Source organism: Verrucosispora sp. FIM060022 (assembly GCF_003977705.1).
Lineage (GTDB): Bacteria > Actinomycetota > Actinomycetes > Mycobacteriales > Micromonosporaceae > Micromonospora > Micromonospora gifhornensis.
The window spans coordinates 269253-287368 of sequence record NZ_RQIV01000004.1 but is presented as its reverse complement, the minus strand read 5'-3'; the positions used below and the strand labels follow the sequence as shown (position 1 = coordinate 287368).

At 70.2% G+C, this 18116-nt stretch carries 15 protein-coding genes; 2 read left to right on the top strand and 13 right to left on the bottom strand.

Features of this window, described 5'->3' with window-relative positions:
- Positions 1–13: 13 nt before the first annotated feature.
- Positions 14–418, bottom strand: a complete 405-nt coding sequence (locus tag EG812_RS14655; protein ID WP_013731521.1) for a roadblock/LC7 domain-containing protein — start codon at positions 416–418, stop codon at positions 14–16.
- A complete protein-coding gene (locus tag EG812_RS14650; RefSeq protein ID WP_126711836.1) occupies positions 415–3858 on the bottom strand; it encodes a sensor histidine kinase in 3444 nt (1147 codons plus the stop codon). The genes EG812_RS14655 and EG812_RS14650 overlap by 4 nt, the downstream gene beginning before the upstream one ends.
- A 193-nt stretch (positions 3859–4051) precedes the next feature.
- Here EG812_RS14650 and EG812_RS14645 point away from each other — a divergent pair, with 193 nt between their 5' ends.
- Positions 4052–4657: a uridine kinase family protein gene (locus EG812_RS14645; RefSeq protein ID WP_043719664.1), complete on the top strand. Its 606-nt coding sequence runs from the start codon at positions 4052–4054 to the stop codon at positions 4655–4657.
- 19 nt (positions 4658–4676) lie between these two features.
- Here the strand turns inward: EG812_RS14645 and EG812_RS14640 are convergent, their stop codons facing one another.
- Complete coding sequence (locus EG812_RS14640) at positions 4677–5756, bottom strand: adenosine deaminase (RefSeq protein WP_013731518.1); 1080 nt, start codon at positions 5754–5756, stop codon at positions 4677–4679.
- Positions 5757–5815: 59 nt separating this feature from the next.
- Between EG812_RS14640 and EG812_RS14635 the strand changes: the two genes are divergently transcribed.
- Entirely contained in the window at positions 5816–6802 is a 987-nt protein-coding gene (locus EG812_RS14635; RefSeq protein WP_126711835.1) for a putative RNA methyltransferase, read from the top strand.
- A gap of 25 nt (positions 6803–6827) precedes the next feature.
- Here EG812_RS14635 and EG812_RS14630 read toward each other — a convergent pair whose 3' ends face one another.
- The 10 genes from EG812_RS14630 to EG812_RS14585 all read right to left on the bottom strand — a co-directional run bounded on the left by EG812_RS14630 (position 6828) and on the right by EG812_RS14585 (position 18086).
- Positions 6828–7508 carry a DUF4272 domain-containing protein gene (locus tag EG812_RS14630; RefSeq protein ID WP_013731516.1) on the bottom strand — a complete coding sequence of 227 codons (681 nt, stop codon included), beginning with the start codon at positions 7506–7508 and terminating at the stop codon, positions 6828–6830.
- 108 nt (positions 7509–7616) lie between these two features.
- Positions 7617–8897 carry a thymidine phosphorylase gene (locus EG812_RS14625; RefSeq protein WP_126711920.1) on the bottom strand — a complete coding sequence of 427 codons (1281 nt, stop codon included), beginning with the start codon at positions 8895–8897 and terminating at the stop codon, positions 7617–7619.
- A gap of 197 nt (positions 8898–9094) precedes the next feature.
- Positions 9095–9796 (bottom strand): cytidine deaminase, encoded by a 702-nt coding sequence (locus EG812_RS14620; RefSeq protein ID WP_013731514.1) that lies wholly within the window; start codon positions 9794–9796, stop codon positions 9095–9097.
- 16 nt (positions 9797–9812) lie between these two features.
- Positions 9813–11093 carry an ABC transporter permease gene (locus EG812_RS14615; RefSeq protein ID WP_013731513.1) on the bottom strand — a complete coding sequence of 427 codons (1281 nt, stop codon included), beginning with the start codon at positions 11091–11093 and terminating at the stop codon, positions 9813–9815.
- A 3-nt stretch (positions 11094–11096) separates the two neighbouring features.
- Positions 11097–12419, bottom strand: coding sequence for an ABC transporter permease (locus tag EG812_RS14610; RefSeq protein WP_013731512.1), 1323 nt, complete (start codon positions 12417–12419; stop codon positions 11097–11099).
- Positions 12416–13942: an ABC transporter ATP-binding protein gene (locus EG812_RS14605; protein ID WP_332416470.1), complete on the bottom strand. Its 1527-nt coding sequence runs from the start codon at positions 13940–13942 to the stop codon at positions 12416–12418. Before EG812_RS14605 ends, EG812_RS14610 begins: the two co-directional genes overlap by 4 nt.
- 249 nt (positions 13943–14191) lie before the next feature.
- Complete coding sequence (locus EG812_RS14600) at positions 14192–15259, bottom strand: BMP family lipoprotein (RefSeq protein WP_043719658.1); 1068 nt, start codon at positions 15257–15259, stop codon at positions 14192–14194.
- 567 nt (positions 15260–15826) lie between these two features.
- Positions 15827–16168, bottom strand: a complete 342-nt coding sequence (locus tag EG812_RS14595; RefSeq protein ID WP_013731509.1) for a hypothetical protein — start codon at positions 16166–16168, stop codon at positions 15827–15829.
- 47 nt (positions 16169–16215) lie between these two features.
- On the bottom strand, positions 16216–17070 hold the full coding sequence (locus EG812_RS14590; RefSeq protein WP_013731508.1) for a sugar ABC transporter permease: 855 nt from the start codon (positions 17068–17070) through the stop codon (positions 16216–16218).
- A complete protein-coding gene (locus EG812_RS14585; protein ID WP_043719655.1) occupies positions 17070–18086 on the bottom strand; it encodes a carbohydrate ABC transporter permease in 1017 nt (338 codons plus the stop codon). Before EG812_RS14585 ends, EG812_RS14590 begins: the two co-directional genes overlap by 1 nt.
- Between the last annotated feature and the right edge of the window lie 30 nt (positions 18087–18116).

The following is an 18116-nucleotide window of genomic DNA, read 5'->3' as shown; positions in this document are numbered from 1 at the left end:
GCTGGCGCGACGATCAGCCCATCATCCCCACAGCCGTACGTGGCTGCGGGGTCAGGGCGTCACCCACCCGGTCTACGAGCAGGGCCATTTCGTAGCCCACCTGTCCCACGTCGCAGCTGCGTGCGGCGAGCACCGCGAACGACGAACCGTCGGAGATCGACATCAGGAACAGGAAGCCATTGTCCATCTCGACAACGGTCTGCAACACGGCACCGCCCTCGAAACACCGGGCCGCACCCTGGGTCAGGCTGACCAGGCCGGAGGCGATCGCCGCCAGCTGGTCCGCCCGGTCCCGCGGAAGGTCTCGTGACGACGCCAGGAGCAGACCGTCCGCGGAGACGGCGACCGCGTGCGCGACACCGGGTACCCGATCGGCGAAGTTGGCCAGCAGCCAACCGAGGTCCTGCGTACTAGTCATCCTTCTTGCTCCTTCTGCCTGCTCCCGGCCACCGGGCCTGAGCCAGACTGCGAGGATTGCTGCCCGCCCGGAGTCCCCTCCGGGCCGGTCGGGTTGCCGTCCGACGGGTGGCTGCGCCCCCGCTGGACACCCCGGTGGTAGGCGGAAAGGAGTCCGCGCACCGACTCCGGGTTACGTCGCTGCACCGAGTTGGTGGGCTTCTCCACCGCGCCCGGAACGAGCTGCGCCATCGGCGTGCGCTTGGGCAGCCCGGTCTGGGTGGTGCCGGCGGGCGGCGCCTGACTGGCGGCGGAGGCCGCCCGCCAGCCGTCGTCGGCCGCAGTCTGCCACACACTCTCCGGCGATGGCGGACGGTAGGTGGGCCGGCTCTCAGCACTGCCCGGGCGAGGGCCGCCGTTCGCCGCAGCGCCGTTCCCGCCCGCAGCTGTCGGAGTCTCTGCCATCGGTGCGTTACCTGTCGTTCCGGTCTGGTTCTGCGTACTGGGCCGACCGACCGGGTCGACCGAGGAGAACTGCTGGGTAGGTGCCCCGTTCGCCGCCGGTTGGCGGGCACCTGCGGACTCCTCCGGGCCGGGACGGCGGGTACGGAACCACGCCGACTCGAGCTCCCGGAAGATCGGCAGCTCCATCGTCTCATCCGCGTACCGTTGTCGGTTCTGCGCCTGCGCCGGCGTGGGCACGGTCGGCTGCGCCGGCCTGGTCGGCTGTGCGGCCGGACGTGGCACCCGAGGCAGCTCGGTGGTCATGTCCAGCGCGGCGGCCAGCCGCTCGGGCACCGCCGGAGCCGCCTGCTCTGCGGCGACCGGGGGCCAGGCGGGGGGTGCCGGGGTCGCGGGGCCGGCCGGTCCCGCGGACACCGGCCGCTGCGGCAGCGGGCTGCCCGGCGGCGTCGAGATCGGCGCGGCCGAGACCGGCTGCCCGGAAACCGGGGCGGCGGAGACCGGCGGGGCCGAGTACGGAGTGCCCGAGACCGGCGGCGACGAGACCGGCGGAATCGGTGGTGCCGACACCGCGGGCGGCGCGTACGGCGCGACCTCGGGGCTGCTCGACAGCTGACGGGGAACGGACGGCTGGCCACCGGTCTGCTCGTCGGCGACCCGCCGCTGCGGCAGTGGATCGGTCGACTGGCCACCCGTAGGGCGCGGGGTGAAGCTGTTGCCGCCGGTGACGCCGCTCGCCCCGGTCAGGTCCGACCAGGCGGGCAGGTTGCCCGCACCCGCCGGAGTGCCCGAACCGTTGCGGTTGGCCGGCTCGAAGGGCCGACCGCCGAGGGTCACCTGGTTACCCGAGCCGCCGGATCGTTGCGTCGGCACCGAGGGCGCGGCCGGCGCGCTCGGGCCGTTGCCGAGGGCGGGCAGGGCACCGAAGGCCGGGCTCGGCCCGGGCAGCGGTGCGGCCGGGGCGGGCAGGGCGGCGGGATGCGGACCCCGACCGGAGAGCGCCCGGGGCACCAGCACCGTCGGCGGCAGCGTGACATCGGCCACCGTGCCCCGATCGGTGCCGGGGCGCAGCTCGACCTTGACCGCGTGCCGGGACGCCAGCCGGGCGACCACGACCAGGCCCATCATCCGGGACACGGCCACGTCCACCTGCGGCGGCGTGGCCAGCCGCTCGTTCAGGTCGGTCAACTGCTCGGGGCTGATCCCGATGCCGCGGTCCTCCACGTACAGCGAGGCGCGGTCGCCGACCCGGCGGGCCTCGACCAGCACCTGCGAGTCCGGCGGTGAGAATGCGGTGGCGTTGTCGAACAGCTCGGCGACGAGGTGCACGAGGTCGTTGACCGCGTGCGCGGCGACCTCGATGTCCCGGTCGATCACCCCGAACTCGATCCGGGTGTAGTGCTCGACCTCGGACTGCGCGGCGCGCAGCACGTCGATCAGTGCGGCCGGCTCGCGCTGCACCCGGGTCGAGTCGGCACCGGCGAGGACCAGCAGGTTCTCGTCGTTGCGGCGCATCCGGGTGGCGAGGTGGTCCAGCTGGAACAGCTCGGCCAGCCGGTCCGGGTCCTCCTCGCCGCGCTCCAGCCGGTCGAGGTGCCCGATCAGCCGGTCGACCAGGATCTGGGACCGGCGGGCCAGGTTGACGAACATGGTGGCGACCGAGGCCCGCAGGGCGGCCTGTTCGGCGGCGGTACGGACGGCCTCCAGGTGGACCGCGTTGAACGCCTCGGTCACCTGACCGAACTCGTCGCGGCTGCGTACCGGCAGCGGCTCGGCGATCTGGTTGGCCAGCTGCACCGGGGAGAGCTGCCCGGTGACCTGCGGGTCGCGCAGCCGGGCGACCGCCTGGGGCAGCCCGTACTGGGCGATGGAGAGCGCACCCTGGCGCAGCTCGCGCAGGGAGCGAGCCATCGAGCGGGCCACCAGGTACGCCAGGATGACGGCCAGCAGCAGCATGGTCAGCAGCAGGCCGGTCTCCAGGAACACCTGACGCTGCACGTCGGAGCGGAGTTCGGCGGCCTGGTCCTGCACGTCGGCGTCGAACTTCGCCTCGACCGTACGGATCAGCTTGCCGTTGGCGACCAGCGCCGCGTCCCACTGGTCGGCGTTGAAGGAGACTCCGGAGAGGTCCGCCGAGGTGTCGGCGTTGACCTGGCTGATGTAGATGGTCGCCTGCCGGCGGTCACCACCGCCGATGGTCTGGGCGTGGAACTCCGCCTCCTCCTCGGTGGCGACGGAGGTGAAGCTCTGCTGCGCCTGCTGCTGACCGGTCTCGCTGGCGATGTAGTCAGTGCGCAGCGCGGAGCTCATGCCGCGCTGGAGCGCCCGGTGCACCACCACCCGGCGTACGGAGAGCCACTCCTTCTCGCGGGCCACGGCGGCTGCCGCCCGCATCCGGTCGCTGAGCTCGTTGTCACCGGCGAGCTGGCTGGCCGAGTCGCGGATGGTGAGCAGCTGGTTGATCAGCTCGTCGTACGACTGGAGCGCATCAGTGATCTTGAACTTGCCGTTGAACACCTGACTGCGGGTGCCCGGCAGGTCGGCCAGCCGCCCGTCGATCTGGTCGAGCAGCCCGGCGAGGCTGACAGGCAGGTCGGTCAGCTCGGAGCGCTGCTGCGAATAGGGGCCCTTGTCGTCGTCGACCCGCTTCGCAACCTCGTTGTAGAGGGCGGAGTACTTCTTCTTCGCCTCCGGCTCGGGCTGCCCCGCCTGCTGCGGCGGCACCCCCAGGAGCAGCACCGCAGCGGTCCGCTCGTCCTGCAGGCCGTCCACCAGCTCGCCGGAGTAGCCGATGAGCTCGGCGAGGTCACCGGCCCGGTTGGCGTCGTTGAGCGAGTCCAGGTGGTCGAACAGGCCGCTGGTGCCCACGACGACCGTGGCGATGGTCGGCACGATCATGATGAGACCGAGCTTTGACCAGATCGGCATGTCGCGGAGCCGACCGACCGGCCGGCGCAGGCGCGACAGGAAGGAGCCTGCCGTCTTCGGCCGTTTGCTCACGTCACCGCCCTCGTGATTGCTGCGTCGGCGTTGCTCCCGGGCAACGCCCAGCGGCCGACCCGGCGGGTCGGACCATCCGAGATTCCATCACGCTCGTCGGCAAAGAGAAAGCCCAGGTTGGCCCCAGCTGGCGGTGTGATGAGATGTTGATGCAATTTGATCGCAGTCCGTCTGTCCGGAGTCACTCAGAGTAATGATCACCCAGCGCCGAGTCATCCTACTTGCTGGCCCTTCTGGCTCCGGAAAGTCGTACATAGCGCGACGAACCGGACTTCCCGTCCTCTGCTTGGACGACTTCTACAAGGACGGCGATGACCCTACGTTACCTCGACGGAACGGGCAGATCGACTGGGAGTCACCCGCTTCCTGGGACGCGGACAACGCTGTCGAGGTCATTGCGCGACTCGTCCGGGACGGCAAGGCAGACGTACCCGTCTATGCCATAAATGAGGATCGTCGGGTGGCCACCCGACGATTTGATCTGGCCGATGCGCCACTTTTCGTAGCCGAAGGGATTTTCGCTGCGGAGATCGTCGAGGAATGCCGCCGACGCGATCTACTCGCCGGAGCGTACGCCCTGCGGCGGCCCCGGAGCGCGACCTTCCTCCGGCGGTTGAGCCGGGATCTCGCCGAGCAGCGCAAGGGCCCCCGGGTGCTGTTGAGTCGCGGCGTGGCGCTGCTCCGCGCCGAGCCGGCGGTGCTGCGCCGGCAGACCGGACTCGGCGCGGAGGCCGCCCGCGGCCGGGAGGTGCTGCGTCGCGTGGCCCACCTGCTCGCCGGTCATCCGCCCGCGCGGTGATCCCCGCCCGGCCCGGCCGTCACGCCAGCAGCTTCGCGTACGCCGGCTTGATCACCTCGTCGATGATCTGCAGCCGCTCGTCGAACGGGATGAAAGCACTCTTCATCGCGTTGATGGTGAACCACTGCACCTCGCGCCAGCCGTAGCCGAAGGCGTCGCAGAGCAGGGCCATCTCCCGGGAGACCGAGGTGCCGCTCATCAGCCGGTTGTCGGTGTTGACGGTGACCCGGAACCGCAGGTCACGCAGCAGCCCGATGGGGTGCTCGGCGATCGAGGGGGCGGCACCGGTCTGCACGTTGGACGACGGGCACAGCTCCAGCGGGATCCGCTTGTCCCGCACGTACGCGGCCAGCCGACCGAGCACCGGCTCGGGACCCGGCGTGATGTCGTCGACGATGCGTACGCCGTGACCGAGGCGGTCCGCCCCGCACCACTGGATGGCCTGCCAGATCGACGGCAGCCCGAAGGCCTCACCGGCGTGGATGGTGAAGTGGAAGTTCTCCCGCTGGAGGTACTCGAAGGCGTCCAGGTGCCGGGTGGGCGGGAAGCCGGCCTCCGCACCGGCGATGTCGAAACCCACCACACCGTGGTCGCGGTGCCGCACGGCCAACTCGGCGATCTCCTGCGACCGGGCCGCGTGCCGCATCGCGGTGAGCAGTGTGCCGACCCGGATCGGCGTACCGGCCTCGGCGGCCAGGGCGCTGCCCTCGACGAATCCGGCCAGCACCGCCTCGACCACCTCGTCCAGGCTCAGATCCCGTTCCAGGTGCTGCTCCGGGGCGAACCGCACCTCGGCGTAGACCACCCCGTCGGCGGCCAGGTCCAGCGCACACTCCCGGGCGACCCGACGCAGCGACGAGGCGGTCTGCATGACGGCGACGGTGTGCGCGAAGGTCTCCAGGTAGCGCTCCAGCGACCCGGAGTCGGCCGCCGCCACGAACCAGCGCGCCAACTCCTGCGGGTCGGTGGTGGGCAGCGGATGCCCGACCTCGGCGGCCAACTCGATGATCGTCGCAGGTCGCAGGCCGCCGTCCAGGTGGTCGTGCAGCAGCGCCTTCGGTGCCTTGACAATGTCCTCGTAGCGCAGAGTCGTCGCCATGGTCTGACCCTAGTCCCCGCCGCCGTCCGTCCCCACCCGACGCCGGGGACAATGGCCTGGTGACCGCACCTGGACCGGACCCCCGGGTCGTCGACCGTCTGCGTTGCCCGGTCTGCGGCGAAGGGCTGACCACCGCCACCGCCGGCACGGCCGATGCGCTGCGCTGCCCCCGCCGGCACAGCTTCGACATCGCCCGGCAGGGCTACGTCAACCTGCTCACCGGTCGTTCCCCGCACGGCGGCGACACGGCGGAGATGGTCGCCGCCCGGGCGCAGTTCCTGGAGGCGGGCCACTACGACACCATCTCCACCGCCCTGGCCGAGGCCGCCGCGCACCACCTGACCACCCCGCACGCCCCTTGCTCTGCTTCAACGGACGCAATGGACAGCGGGCGGAAGCGTTGCGTGGAGGTAAGCAGAGCAAAGGGGGCGGACCACCGTGTCCCGGCCGTCGACGGTACGGCGACTGAGGCGTACCCGCTGGTGGTGGAGGCGGGTGCCGGCACCGGCCGGCACCTTGCGGCGGTGCTGGCGGCGGTGCCTGCGGCGGTCGGCCTGGCGCTGGACATCGCCAAGCCTGCGGTGCGTCGGGCCGCGCGGGTGCACCCGCGCGTGACCGCGGCGCTGGCCGACACCTGGCAGCGGCTGCCGCTGGCGGACGCCTCGGCGGCGCTGCTGCTCAATGTCTTCGCGCCCCGCAACGGAAAGGAGTTCCACCGGGTCCTCGCCCCGTCCGGGCGGCTGCTGGTGGTGACCCCGGCCGCCGACCACCTCACCGAACTGGTCGACGCGCTCGGTCTGCTGCGGGTCGACCCGGCCAAGGCGGACCGGGTGGCGACCAGCCTCGGCGAGCACTTCACCGAGGAGTCGACCACCCTGCACCGGCAGGAGCTGACGTTGTCCGGCCCGGAGGTGACCACCCTGGTCGGCATGGGTCCGAGCGCCTGGCACACCGATCCCGCGGGGTTGGCCGCCCGGATCACCGCCCTCGGCGAACCGGTCCGGGTGACCGTGGCGGTCCGACTCGGGGTCTACCGGCCCCGCTAGGTCCGACTCGGGGTGTACCGGCCTGCTAGGTGGAGAGGTCGACCTCTTCCCAGCCCGGCGGTTCGTCGTGGTACGGCCCGCGCAGGATCACCGCCCACTCCAGGGCCCACCGCCGCTGGCCGATCGCGTTGGCGTCGACCAGGCCGGGCAGCCGTCCGCCGGAGCGATCCACCTCCAGGTACGCCCAGTCCAGGCAGTAGTGCAGGTCGAGCAGGGCCGCCGCGTCCGCCGGGTGCTGCGGGGCAGCCAGGATGCGGGAGCGCCACTGCGGGAAGGTCTCCCCCTCGGCGATGTTCGGCAGCCGTTCCACCAGCCGCTCGTCCACGGCCATGGTGGGGTCGAGCTGTTTGGTCAGGCCGAGCACCCAGGCCAGTGAGAACAGCGCGTCGTGGTGCAGGACGAACGAGCGGTGGTCGCCCTTGGCGCCGGTGACGAACTGGAACTCCGGCGGGGTCACCATCTCCACCAGGTGCGAGGCGAGCAGCCAGCTCATCGCCGCCTGCGGCGGCATGCCGAAGCAGCGGGCCAGGATCAGGTGCAGCACCGCGATCCGCGCCTCGATCTCCGCGGTGGGACGCAGCTCGATCCGGTCGCCCGGCTCCCAGACCAGCGGGAACTGCGGAGGTGGCAGCGGTAGCCGCAACCGGGCCAGCTCCTCCAGGCTCGCCTCACGCACTTCCCGGGGGTCCGGGGCAGGAACGATCACAGCAACATCCCTGTCTGCTCACGGCGTCTCACGCCGATGGTCCCCCCTGGCCTGCGACAATAGCCGCCCGAATGGTCGGGCACCATGGGGCCGACGGACCCGGTTGAGTCACTCGACGCGTTCGATCACCAAAGGCGTCGCCGCCGGTGGCCGCGCCTCGATGGTCACCGCCGACGCCGCCTCCGCCAACGCCGCCGGGATCGTCTCGGCCCGCTCGGCCCGCAGCTCGTACAGAGGCTCGCCGGCCCGCACCGGATCACCGGGACGTTTGTGCAGCACCACACCGGCAGGGACACTCACCGGGTCCTCCTTGCGGGCCCGCCCCGCGCCGAGCCGCCAGGCGGCAACCCCCATGGCGTACGCGTCGACTCCCGCCACGTAGCCGTCGGCGTCCGCCCGGACCACCTCGACCTCGGGCGCCTGCGGCATCGGCGCGTCCGGGTCACCGCCCTGCGCGCGGATCATCGACCGCCACACGTCCATCGCCCGCCCGTCGCGCAGCGCGGCAGCCGGGTCGGCGTCGGTCAGCCCGGCCGCGTCGAGCATCTCCCGGGCCAGGGCCAGGGTCAGCTCCACCACGTCGGCGGGGCCGCCACCGGCGAGCACCTCGACGGACTCGGTCACCTCGACGCCGTTGCCGATGGTCAGGCCGAGCGGGGTGGACATGTCGGTGAGCAGGGCCACGGTCTTCACGCCGTGCGCGCCACCCAGCTCCACCATGGTCCGGGCCAGCTGCCGGGCGTCATCGACGGACTTCATGAACGCGCCGGAGCCGACCTTCACGTCGAGCACCAGCGCGCCGGTCCCCTCAGCGATCTTCTTGCTCATGATCGAACTGGCGATCAGCGGAATCGCCTCGACGGTGCCGGTGACGTCGCGCAGCGCGTACAGCTTGCGGTCGGCCGGGGCCAGTCCGGACCCGGCGGCGCAGATCACCGCGCCGATGTCGCGCAGCTGCGCGATGAACTCCTGGTTGCTCAGCGCGGCCCGCCACCCGGGGATGGACTCCAGCTTGTCCAGCGTGCCGCCGGTGTGCCCGAGCCCGCGCCCGGACAGCTGCGGCACCGCCGCGCCGCACGCCGCCACCAGCGGCGTCAACGGCAGAGTGATCTTGTCGCCGACCCCGCCGGTCGAGTGCTTGTCGACTGTCGGCCGAGCCACCGACGACAGGTCCAGCCGCTCACCGCTGGCGATCATCGCGGCCGTCCACCGGGCGATCTCCGGCACCGTCATCCCGTTGAGCAGGATCGCCATGGCCAGCGCCGACATCTGCTCGTCGGCCACCGCCCCCCGGGTGTACGCATCCACCACCCAGTCGATCTGCGAGTCGGAGAGCGCCCCCCCGTCCCGCTTCACCCGAATAACATCAACCGCCGCAAAACCACTCACCATTGAGTCCAATCCCTATTCACCCCGCCAGCAGTCACACACCATCGGCAGCGAGCACAAGTCGATCATCGGTCCGACACCGACGGACGGCCCGTACCGCGCACGGGTCGGGGGCCTGCCGTGCCCGGCGGAGGGATCAAGCCTGACCGCCCGGAGCCGGGTACGGCAGGCCCCCGACCCCCACCGCAACCATGAACTCAACCCCAGCGAACCGGAATCTCCGCCGGCGGCTCACCCTCACCGGCCCAGAAGATGGTGCCGGACGCGTCCACCACCACGACCCGAGGCGTCCGCGCCAGACCCCAGCTGATCGCCTCAGCCGGATCGTCCCAGCTCGGCCCCTCCTCCAGCACCCCGGTCTCGGCGCCCGCGTCGTCGCCGGACGACCGCTCCCAGTACGCCGTCCAGACCTGCTGCCCGGCGGAGAGGTCCGGGTGCACGAAGACCGATCCCCGGCCACGCCAGGCGGCCAGCCGGGCGGGTACGACCGGCACCGGATCTTCACCGGTCACCGCTTCGAGGTCGGCGACGTCGAAGGCGTGCGGCAGCAACTCGGCCATCCGCAGCGGGCCGCCCTTGGCCTCGATCAGGCATTCCGGGCCGCCCTGCTCCCAGAGCAGCTGCCGGCAACGCCCGCACGGCATCAGCGGCTCACCGGTGGCGTCGACGCAGGACAGCGCGACGATCCGGCCGCCGCCGGTGGCGTGCAGCGAGGAGACCACGCCGCACTCGGCGCAGAGCACGACACCGTACGCGGCGTTCTCGACGTTGCAGCCGACCACCACCCGGCCGTCGTCGACAAGCGCCGCCGCCCCCACCGGGAACTTCGAGTACGGCACGTACGCGTGCCGCATCACCTCGGTGGCCGCGGCCCGTAGCCGCCCCCAGTCGATCTCCATGGTCTGCTCCCCTGGCTCAGCCCTTGATGTACGGCTTACCATCGGCGGCCGGTGCCCGCACCCGGCCGACCAGCCCGGCCACGGCAAGGATCGTCGCCAGGTACGGCAGCATGGCCAGGAACTGGCCGGGGATCACACTGTTGATCGCGCCCAGGTAGGTGGCCAGCTGGTCGGCGAAGCCGAAGAAGAGCGCGGCGAGCAGGGCCCCGGTGGGGCTCCAGCGCCCGAAGATCAGCGCGGCCAGCGCGATGAAGCCCTTACCGCCGATCATGTTCTTGGTGAACGAGAAGAGCGCCAGCGTGTACGACGCACCACCGATACCGGCGATCGCGCCCGCCATGATCACGTTGCGGTAGCGCAGCCCGAGCACCTTCACGCCGAGGGTGTCCGCCGCCGTCGGGTGCTCGCCGACGGACCGGGTCCGCAGCCCCCACCGGGTCCGGAACAGCGCGATGTGGATCACGAGCACCAGCACCAGGGCGAGGTAGAGGAAGATGTTGCCCCGGAACAACGCCGGGCCCAGCACCGGGATGTCCGACAGCAGCGGAATCTCCCAGTTGCTGAACCGGGGGGCGCTGTTGTAGCGGGCCGCGTCGGTCTGCATCAGCCGCTCGTAGAGGAAGCCGGTGATGCCGAGCGCCAGCAGGTTCAGCACGATGCCCATGACCACCTGGTCGACCAGGTACTTGATGGAGAACACGGCCAGCAGCAGCGAGATGAACGAGCCGCCGATCGCGGCGGCGACCAGACCCACCCAGACGCTGCCGCTGATGCTGCCGAACAGCGCGCCGCTGAACGCGCCCATCAGCAACTGCCCCTCGATTGCCACGTTGACCACGCCGGAGCGTTCGCAGAGCACACCGGCCAGCGACCCGAAGATCAGCGGCAGGGCGAGCAGGAAGGTGCCGCGCACGATGTTGACGAGCGGCATGAAGTTCTGCCCGGTCGGTGCGGCGGAGACCTGCCAGCACAGGAACGACAGCACGAACGCGACCAGACCCACCGCGAGCACCGGGATGAACCAGCGCTTCGGCAGCCGGGCCAGCATCGCCGCACCCGCGGCGAGCGTGATCAGCCCGAAGAGAACCGCCCCGACCGTGCCGTTGATCTCCAGCGCGGCCCCGGCGGCGTCCTCGCTGAGCGTGAAGCGGGCCTGCTCGCCGGTGGCGAGCGCGCCGAACAGCACAGTGGCCAGCAGGCCGAGCGCCAGCAGCACCAGGCCCACCTTGCGGGTACGGGTCCAGTAGCCCTCGTCGACCGCGGCGACGGCGACGTCGGGAACAGCCATGGTGGACATGCCTCACCAGCCCTTCGCGAGGCTCGTCTGCAACCGGGCGGCCCGCGCGGCCCGGAGCTGGAAGATCGCCTTCACCAGGGCCGGTGCGGCGATGAAGATGACGATCAGCGCCTGCAGCACGGTGACCAGTTCCAGCGAGATGCCCGAGTACGACTGCATCCGGTTGCCGCCGGCCTGCAACGCGCCGAACAGCAGCGCGGCCAGGGCGACACCCCACGGTTTCACCCGGCCGAGCAGGGCGACCAGGATGCCGTCGAAGCCGATCTGGGCGATCACCAGCGGGGTCAGCGCGGCGGCGGTGGTGCCGAGCACCATCTGCGAGCCGCCGAGCCCGGCCAGCGCCCCGGCGAAGACCATGACCAGGACGTACGTCCGGGTGACGCTGATGCCGGCGGTGCGGGCCGCGTCCGGGTTGGCCCCCACCGCCCGCAGCTCGAACCCGAGGGTGGAACGGTTGAGCAGCCAGGCGACCGCCCAGGTGGCCAGTACGGCGAGGAGGATGCCGCCGTGCGCCCGCAGCGGCTCGTCGAACAGGCGCGGCAACTGGGCCGAGGCGTCGACCGGCCGGCTGATCGCGTCGGTACGGTTCGGGTCCTGCACGCCCTTCTGCACGATGAGCCAGGTCAGGAAGTAGACCGCGATGTAGTTGAGCATGATCGTGTTGATCACCTCGTGGGCGCCGGTGCGCGCCTTGAGGATGCCCGGGATGAAGCCCCAGACGGCGCCACCGAGGGCCCCGGCCAGCACCGCGACCAGCAGGTGCACCACGGGGGGCAGCGGCAGCAGGAAGCCGGCCAGCGCCGCCAGGACGACGCCCATGATGGCCTGCCCCTGGGCGCCGATGTTGAACAGACCGCCCCGGAAGGCAAGCGCCACCGACAGGCCGGTGAAGACCAGCGGCGCGGTGTACGTGAGCGTCTCCGAGATCGGGTTCAGCGCGGCGGTGAGGGTGGTCGCGCCCGGGTCGAAGACCGAGCCCTTGAACAGGTTCGCGTACGCCTCACTGACCAGGGTCCAACTGGCGTTTATCGCGTCCGACGGGCGGGCCGTGATGTAGGCGTAGGTGGCCAGCACGTCCGGGTCGGAGATGATCATCAGGACGGCACCGACGACCATCGCCAGCACCAGCGACAGCAGGGTCACCGTGAAGGTGTTGGCGGCCCACAGGTTCTCCAGGAACAGCCGTCCCAGGGTGGGGCGCTGCTCCGGTGCGGTCGGCGTGGTGGCGGCTTCGGCCTGCTCGGTGTTGCCGAGCGTGACCTGGGCGGCCTGCTCCTCGCTCGCCGGCTCCTTGTCCGGGGAGCCCGGCTGAAGGTTGTCGGTCATGCCTTCTCGTCCTTGCTGCCTGGCCCCTCGGGACCTGACGCCACGCCGTCGGTGGTCGCCGGGGCGTCGCCCGTCGAATCGGGGGTGATGCCCGCCATCAGCAGGCCGATCTCCTCGCGGGGGGTGTCCGGGCCGACGATGCCGATGATCTGGCCGCGGTACATCACCGCGATCCGGTCGGCCAGCCCGATCACCTCGTCGAGTTCGCTGGAGACCACCAGCACGGCGGTGCCGACGTCGCGCTCGCGGATGATCCGGCTGTGGATGAACTCGATCGAGCCGACGTCCACACCCCGGGTGGGCTGGGCGGCGATGAAGAGCTTCAGCGGCCGGGACAGCTCCCGGGCCACGATCACCTTCTGCTGGTTACCGCCGGAGAGGGTGCCCACCGGCGCCTGCGCCGAGGAGGTGCGTACGTCGAACTGCTCGATGCGTTCCCGCGCCGACCTGGCGATCGCGTCCGGCTTGATCGACAGGCCCCGGCCGAACGGCGGCCGGTCGTAGATGTCCAGCACCAGGTTCTCCGCCACGGAGAACTCCTTGACCAGCCCGTCCACGCTGCGGTCCTCCGGGACGTAGCCGACGCCGGCCCGGAGCACCTTCTTGGTCGACCAGCCGTCGATGCGCTGCCCGTCGAGGGTCACCGTGCCGGCGAGCAACGGGCGCAGACCCATGATCGCCTCGATCAGCTCGGTCTGGCCGTTGCCCTGTACGCCCGCGATGCCGAGCACCTCGCCCGCGCGTACGGTCAGGTCGACGCCGTCCACCGCGCGGACCTGCCGGTCGTCGTCGACGACCAGCCCCGCGACCTCCAGGACCGGCTCGCCGGGGGTGGCGGGGGTCTTGTCCACGGTGAGCCGGACGGTACGGCCGACCATCAGCGCGGCCAGTTCGTCGCGGCTGGCCTGCGGCGAGGCCGTGCCCACGGTCCTGCCCCGCCGGATCACGGTGATCCGGTCGGCGATCGCCTTGACCTCGCCGAGCTTGTGGGTGATGAAGACGATCGACTTGCCGGCGGCCTTGAGCGACCGCATCACGGCGAGCAGGTCCTCGGTCTCCTGCGGGGTGAGCACCGCCGTCGGCTCGTCCAGGATGAGCAGGTCGACGTCCCGGGTGAGGGCCTTGACGATCTCCACCCGCTGCTGGACGCCGACCGGCAGGTCCTCGATCATCGCGTCCGGGTCGACTCGCAGGTTGTACCGCTGCGACACCTCGGCAACCTCGCGGCGGGCCCGCCGCCGGTCCAGGAACCCGGCGATGCCGCCGCGCACCTGCTCGGCACCGAGCATGATGTTCTCGGTGACGGTGAAGACCGGTACGAGCATGAAGTGCTGGTGCACCATGCCGATGCCGGCCGCGATGGCGTCGGACGGCCCGCGCAACTTCAGCGGCTCGCCGTCGACCAGGATCTCGCCCTCGTCGGGCTGGTAGAGCCCGTAGAGCACGTTCATCAGAGTCGACTTGCCAGCACCGTTCTCGCCGAGCAGGGCGTGAATCTCTCCAGGCTCCACCGTCAGGTCGATGTGGTCGTTGGCGACCAGATCACCGAACCGCTTGGTGATGCCGCGCAGTTCGAGTCTCAGCGCAACCTCCTGGGAGTGCGAAGCGATGGTGCAGCGTAGCCGCTGGCGAACGGGGCACGGCGCCGACCCGGCCGGGGTGCGCCACCGCCCCGCAGCGGGACTCCCCGCTGCGGGGCGGTCGGATCATGATGTGGCGTACCCACCGCCCGCCTACGGTGATCGTCGCACCGCAGGCGGGCGGCGCAGGGCTCAACTCTTCGGCTGGGCGGCCGACTCGACCTTGACGGTGCCGGCCGCGATGTCCGCCTTCAGCTTGTCGACCTCGGCCTTGAGCTCAGCCGGGACCTTGCTGTCGAACTCGTGGTACGGAGCGAGCGAGACGCCGTCGTTGGCCAGGGTGCCGACGAAGCCCTGCTCGGCGCTGAGCTTCTCGCCACCGGCGGCCTTCAGCACGGCCTCCTTGACCGCACCCGGGATGTTCTTCACCACGGTGGTGATGATCGCCGAGCAGTCCGGCGTGCTCTCGCAGCCGTCGACGTCCACCCAGATGGTGTTGTACTTGCCACCGGAGGCCTTGGCCGCACCGGTGGTGCCGAGGCCGGCGCCGCCGGCGACCGGCATGACGATGTCCGCGCCCTGGGCGACCAGCGCGTCGCTGACCTTCTTGCCCTCGTCCTGCTTGACGAAGTCGTTGGTGAAGGAGCCGTTCTGGGTCTCCTTGTTCCAGCCGAGGGCCTGGACCTTGGCGCCCTTGGCCTGGTTGTAGTGGGCCACGCCGTCGACGAAACCGTCCATGAAGATGGTCACCGGCGGGATCTTCATGCCGCCGTAGGTGCCGACCTTGCCGCTCTGGCTCATGCCGGCGGCCACGTAACCGGCGAGGAAGCCGGCCTGCGCGGTGTCGAACTCCATCGGGTAGACGTTGGCCACGCCGGGGTTGGCGTCGACGATGGCGAACTGCTGGTTCGGGTTCGCCTCGGCGATCTTCTTGGTGGCCTCGCCCATCAGGCCGCCGACGGCCAGGATGAAGTCGCAGTCCTGGTTGACGTACGCGGAAAGGTTGGGCTCGTAGTCGGCCTCGGCCCGCGACGCGACGTACTTGATGTCGACGTTGCTGTTCTCGGCCTTGGCAGCCTCAAGGCCCTTCCAGGCCGAGGCGTTGAACGACTTGTCGTCGATGCCGCCGACGTCGGTGACCATACAGGCGCTGTACTTCTCGCCGCCTGAACCGGCGTTGTTGTCCTCATCCGGAGCCTCGCCACAGGCGGCGGCGCTCAGCACGAGCCCACCCGCCGCGATCATCGAGGCAATCCGCATCCCACGCACCGAGCGCAAGACGTCTCCCTTCCCATTGCACACCGCGTGGTTGCGGTGGCTGCCCTTGAACCGGCCTGCGCCTTGCCGCCGGTCTCCCACGTTACGGACGCCGAGCGTACGCCCGCGCCCATCTGACCAACGACAAGCGTGCAGGACTGTTGGACGCCTGTTACCCGTACGTAATGCTTGTGGTGGGGAAGCTCACGCTCTCGTAACGCTTTGTCTGGTTTGATCACCTACCGGATCGGGCCACCCCGATTACGGATCCGGCATTTTGTCGAATACCGGTCATCGCGCTGACGGTCGCCCCCATACCGCTCATCGTCGACCACATTTTCGATCTTGCATTCCCGCACGCCGGGACCGGCGGAAATGACTTCCCCCGCAGCCCGGGGTCGCGGTCCCGGACAAACCGGATTTCGCAATCAGCTGCGGCGCGGTCAGCGGATACCCACTCCACCCTGCCGAGCAGCACACGAGGTCAGGCGGGGCCTTTCGCGGCCCCGCCTGACCCACCGAACCAGGAAATAAACCGGATTCACACAACCATCGCGTGAATTCGCCCGCTCACCGCCAGAAAACCGCCACCGCCGCATTGACAAGCGTCAGCCCGACAATAGCGAGGAAGTGACCCCGGTTGACCTCGTCCCGCTTCCGGGAGAAGAAGACCATCACAAAGATCGCCAGGGCGATCAGGAACTTGACGACGAGCTTCGCCGGATCCGGCTCGTCACCGTCCCGCAGCGGGGCCGCCAGGCCGGTGCCGCTCAACAGCTGGATCACCGCGCCCCAGAGCATGGCCGCGTTGATCCGGAGCTTGCCGCTGATGTATTGCGCGATCGCACCGCCCAGCAACAGCGCGAACCCGATGAGGTGGACGTAGAGGAGGATGAGTCGGAGTGCTTCCATCCACCTATCCTGCCCCATCAACGACGGATCGTAGTAGAGCCACTCGGTCAGCCCTTCGTGCCACCGGCCGTCAGGCCGGACACCAGGTGCTTCTGGGCGAAGAAGAAGACCAGCCCGGCCGGGATCGTCACCAGGACGGCGGCGGCCGTCAGGTACTCCCACTGCGGATTGAACTGCGGCACGAACTGCTGGAGCCCGTACGCCAGGGTGAACTTGTTGTCGGTCTGGATGAACGCCGAGGCGTACGCCACCTCACCCCAGGCGGTGAGGAAGGTGTAGAAGGCGGTGACCGCCACGGCCGGGCGGGCCAGCGGCAGCACCACCCGCCAGAAGATGGCGAACGGCCCGCAGCCGTCCAGCGCCGCCGCCTCGTCCAGCGAGGTCGGGATGGAGTCGAAGTAGCCCTTCAACATCCAGGCGCAGAACGGCACCGCGATGGTCAGGTACGCGACGATCAGCGCCGGCATGGTGTTGATCAGGCCGAGCCGGGCCAGGATCGTGTAGATCGGCACGATCAGGATGGCCACCGGGAACATCTGGGTGATCAGGAAGACCATCATCAGCGGTCGGCGGCCCGGGAAGTTGAACCGGGACACCGCGTAGCCGGTGGTGGCGGACAGGAAGATGCCGATGGTCATGGTGAAGGCCGCGACGATCACCGAGTTGAGGAACCAGCGCGGGAAGTTCGTCTCGGTGAGCACGTAGCGGTAGTTGGCAAGCGTGGTGTCCCGGAACAGGGTCAGCTCGCTGCTCTGGATCGCGTACCCGGGCTTGAGCGAGGAGAGCAGCACCCAGACGATCGGGCCGATCGCGATCAGCGAGGCCAGGATCAGCGTGCCGTGCAGCAGGACGGACATCGCCGGGCTGCGTCGCCGATGCCCGCGGCGCGTCACCTTGCTCATCACCACACCTCGCCTTGCTTGCGCAGCACCCGCCGGTAGAACACCGAGAAGACCAGCAGGATCGACAGGATCAGTACGCCGTACGTCGACGCCAGCGAGTAGTTGCGGATGCCTTCGAAGGCGGCCCGGTACGCACCGGTCACCAGGATCTCGCTCTGCCCGGCCGGCTGCCCCTCGGTCACCAGGAAGATGATCGGGAACATGTTGAAGGTCCAGATGGTGCCGAGCAGCACCACCGTCATGCTGACCGGACGCAGCCCGGGCAGGGTGATGTTCTTGAACCGCTGCCAGGCCGACGCGCCGTCGATCTCGGCCGCCTCGTACAGCTCACTCGGGATGGTCTGCATGCCGCCGAGCAGGGCCACCATCATGAACGGCACACCCAGCCAGACGTTTGTGACGATGGCGGTGAGCAGGGCCGTCCACCGGTCGGCGAACCACGAGACCGGGTCGATGCCGAGGGCGGTGAGCAGCGCGTTGGCCAGGCCGAAGCGCTCGTTGAAGATGAACTTCCAGGCGAACGCGCTGACGAAGGCCGGCACCGCCCAGGGCAGCACCAGCACCACCCGGTAGAACCCGCGCGCCCGCATCGGGCGGTTGAGCATGTTGGCCAGGCCCAGGCCCAGCCCGAAGTGACAGGCCACGCAGACGAACGTCCAGATCAGCGTGACACCGGTCCACTGCCAGAACTCGCCGACCTCGCCGGTGAGCACCCGCACGTAGTTGTCCAGCCCGACGAACTCCCACTTGTTGGGGTTGTCGGTGCAGACCTCGCCGCCGGTGATCGACCTGGTGCAGATCTCGGCGACCTGGTTGGCCTCGGTGAGGTTGGTGAAGGAGAGCCAGACCCCGCGGAACAGCGGGTAGAAGATCAGAACTGCCAGGACGATGACGACGGGCAGCACCATCGCCCAGGCGTACCAGTGCTTTTCCCAGCTGCGGCGCAGCCGGGAGGGACGAGCAGGTCGGCCGGGCGGCGTCGACGGCGGCGCCGGGTCGGCAGTCACGGTGGTCATCCAGCTGCGCTCCAGAGCAGAGGGTCCGGC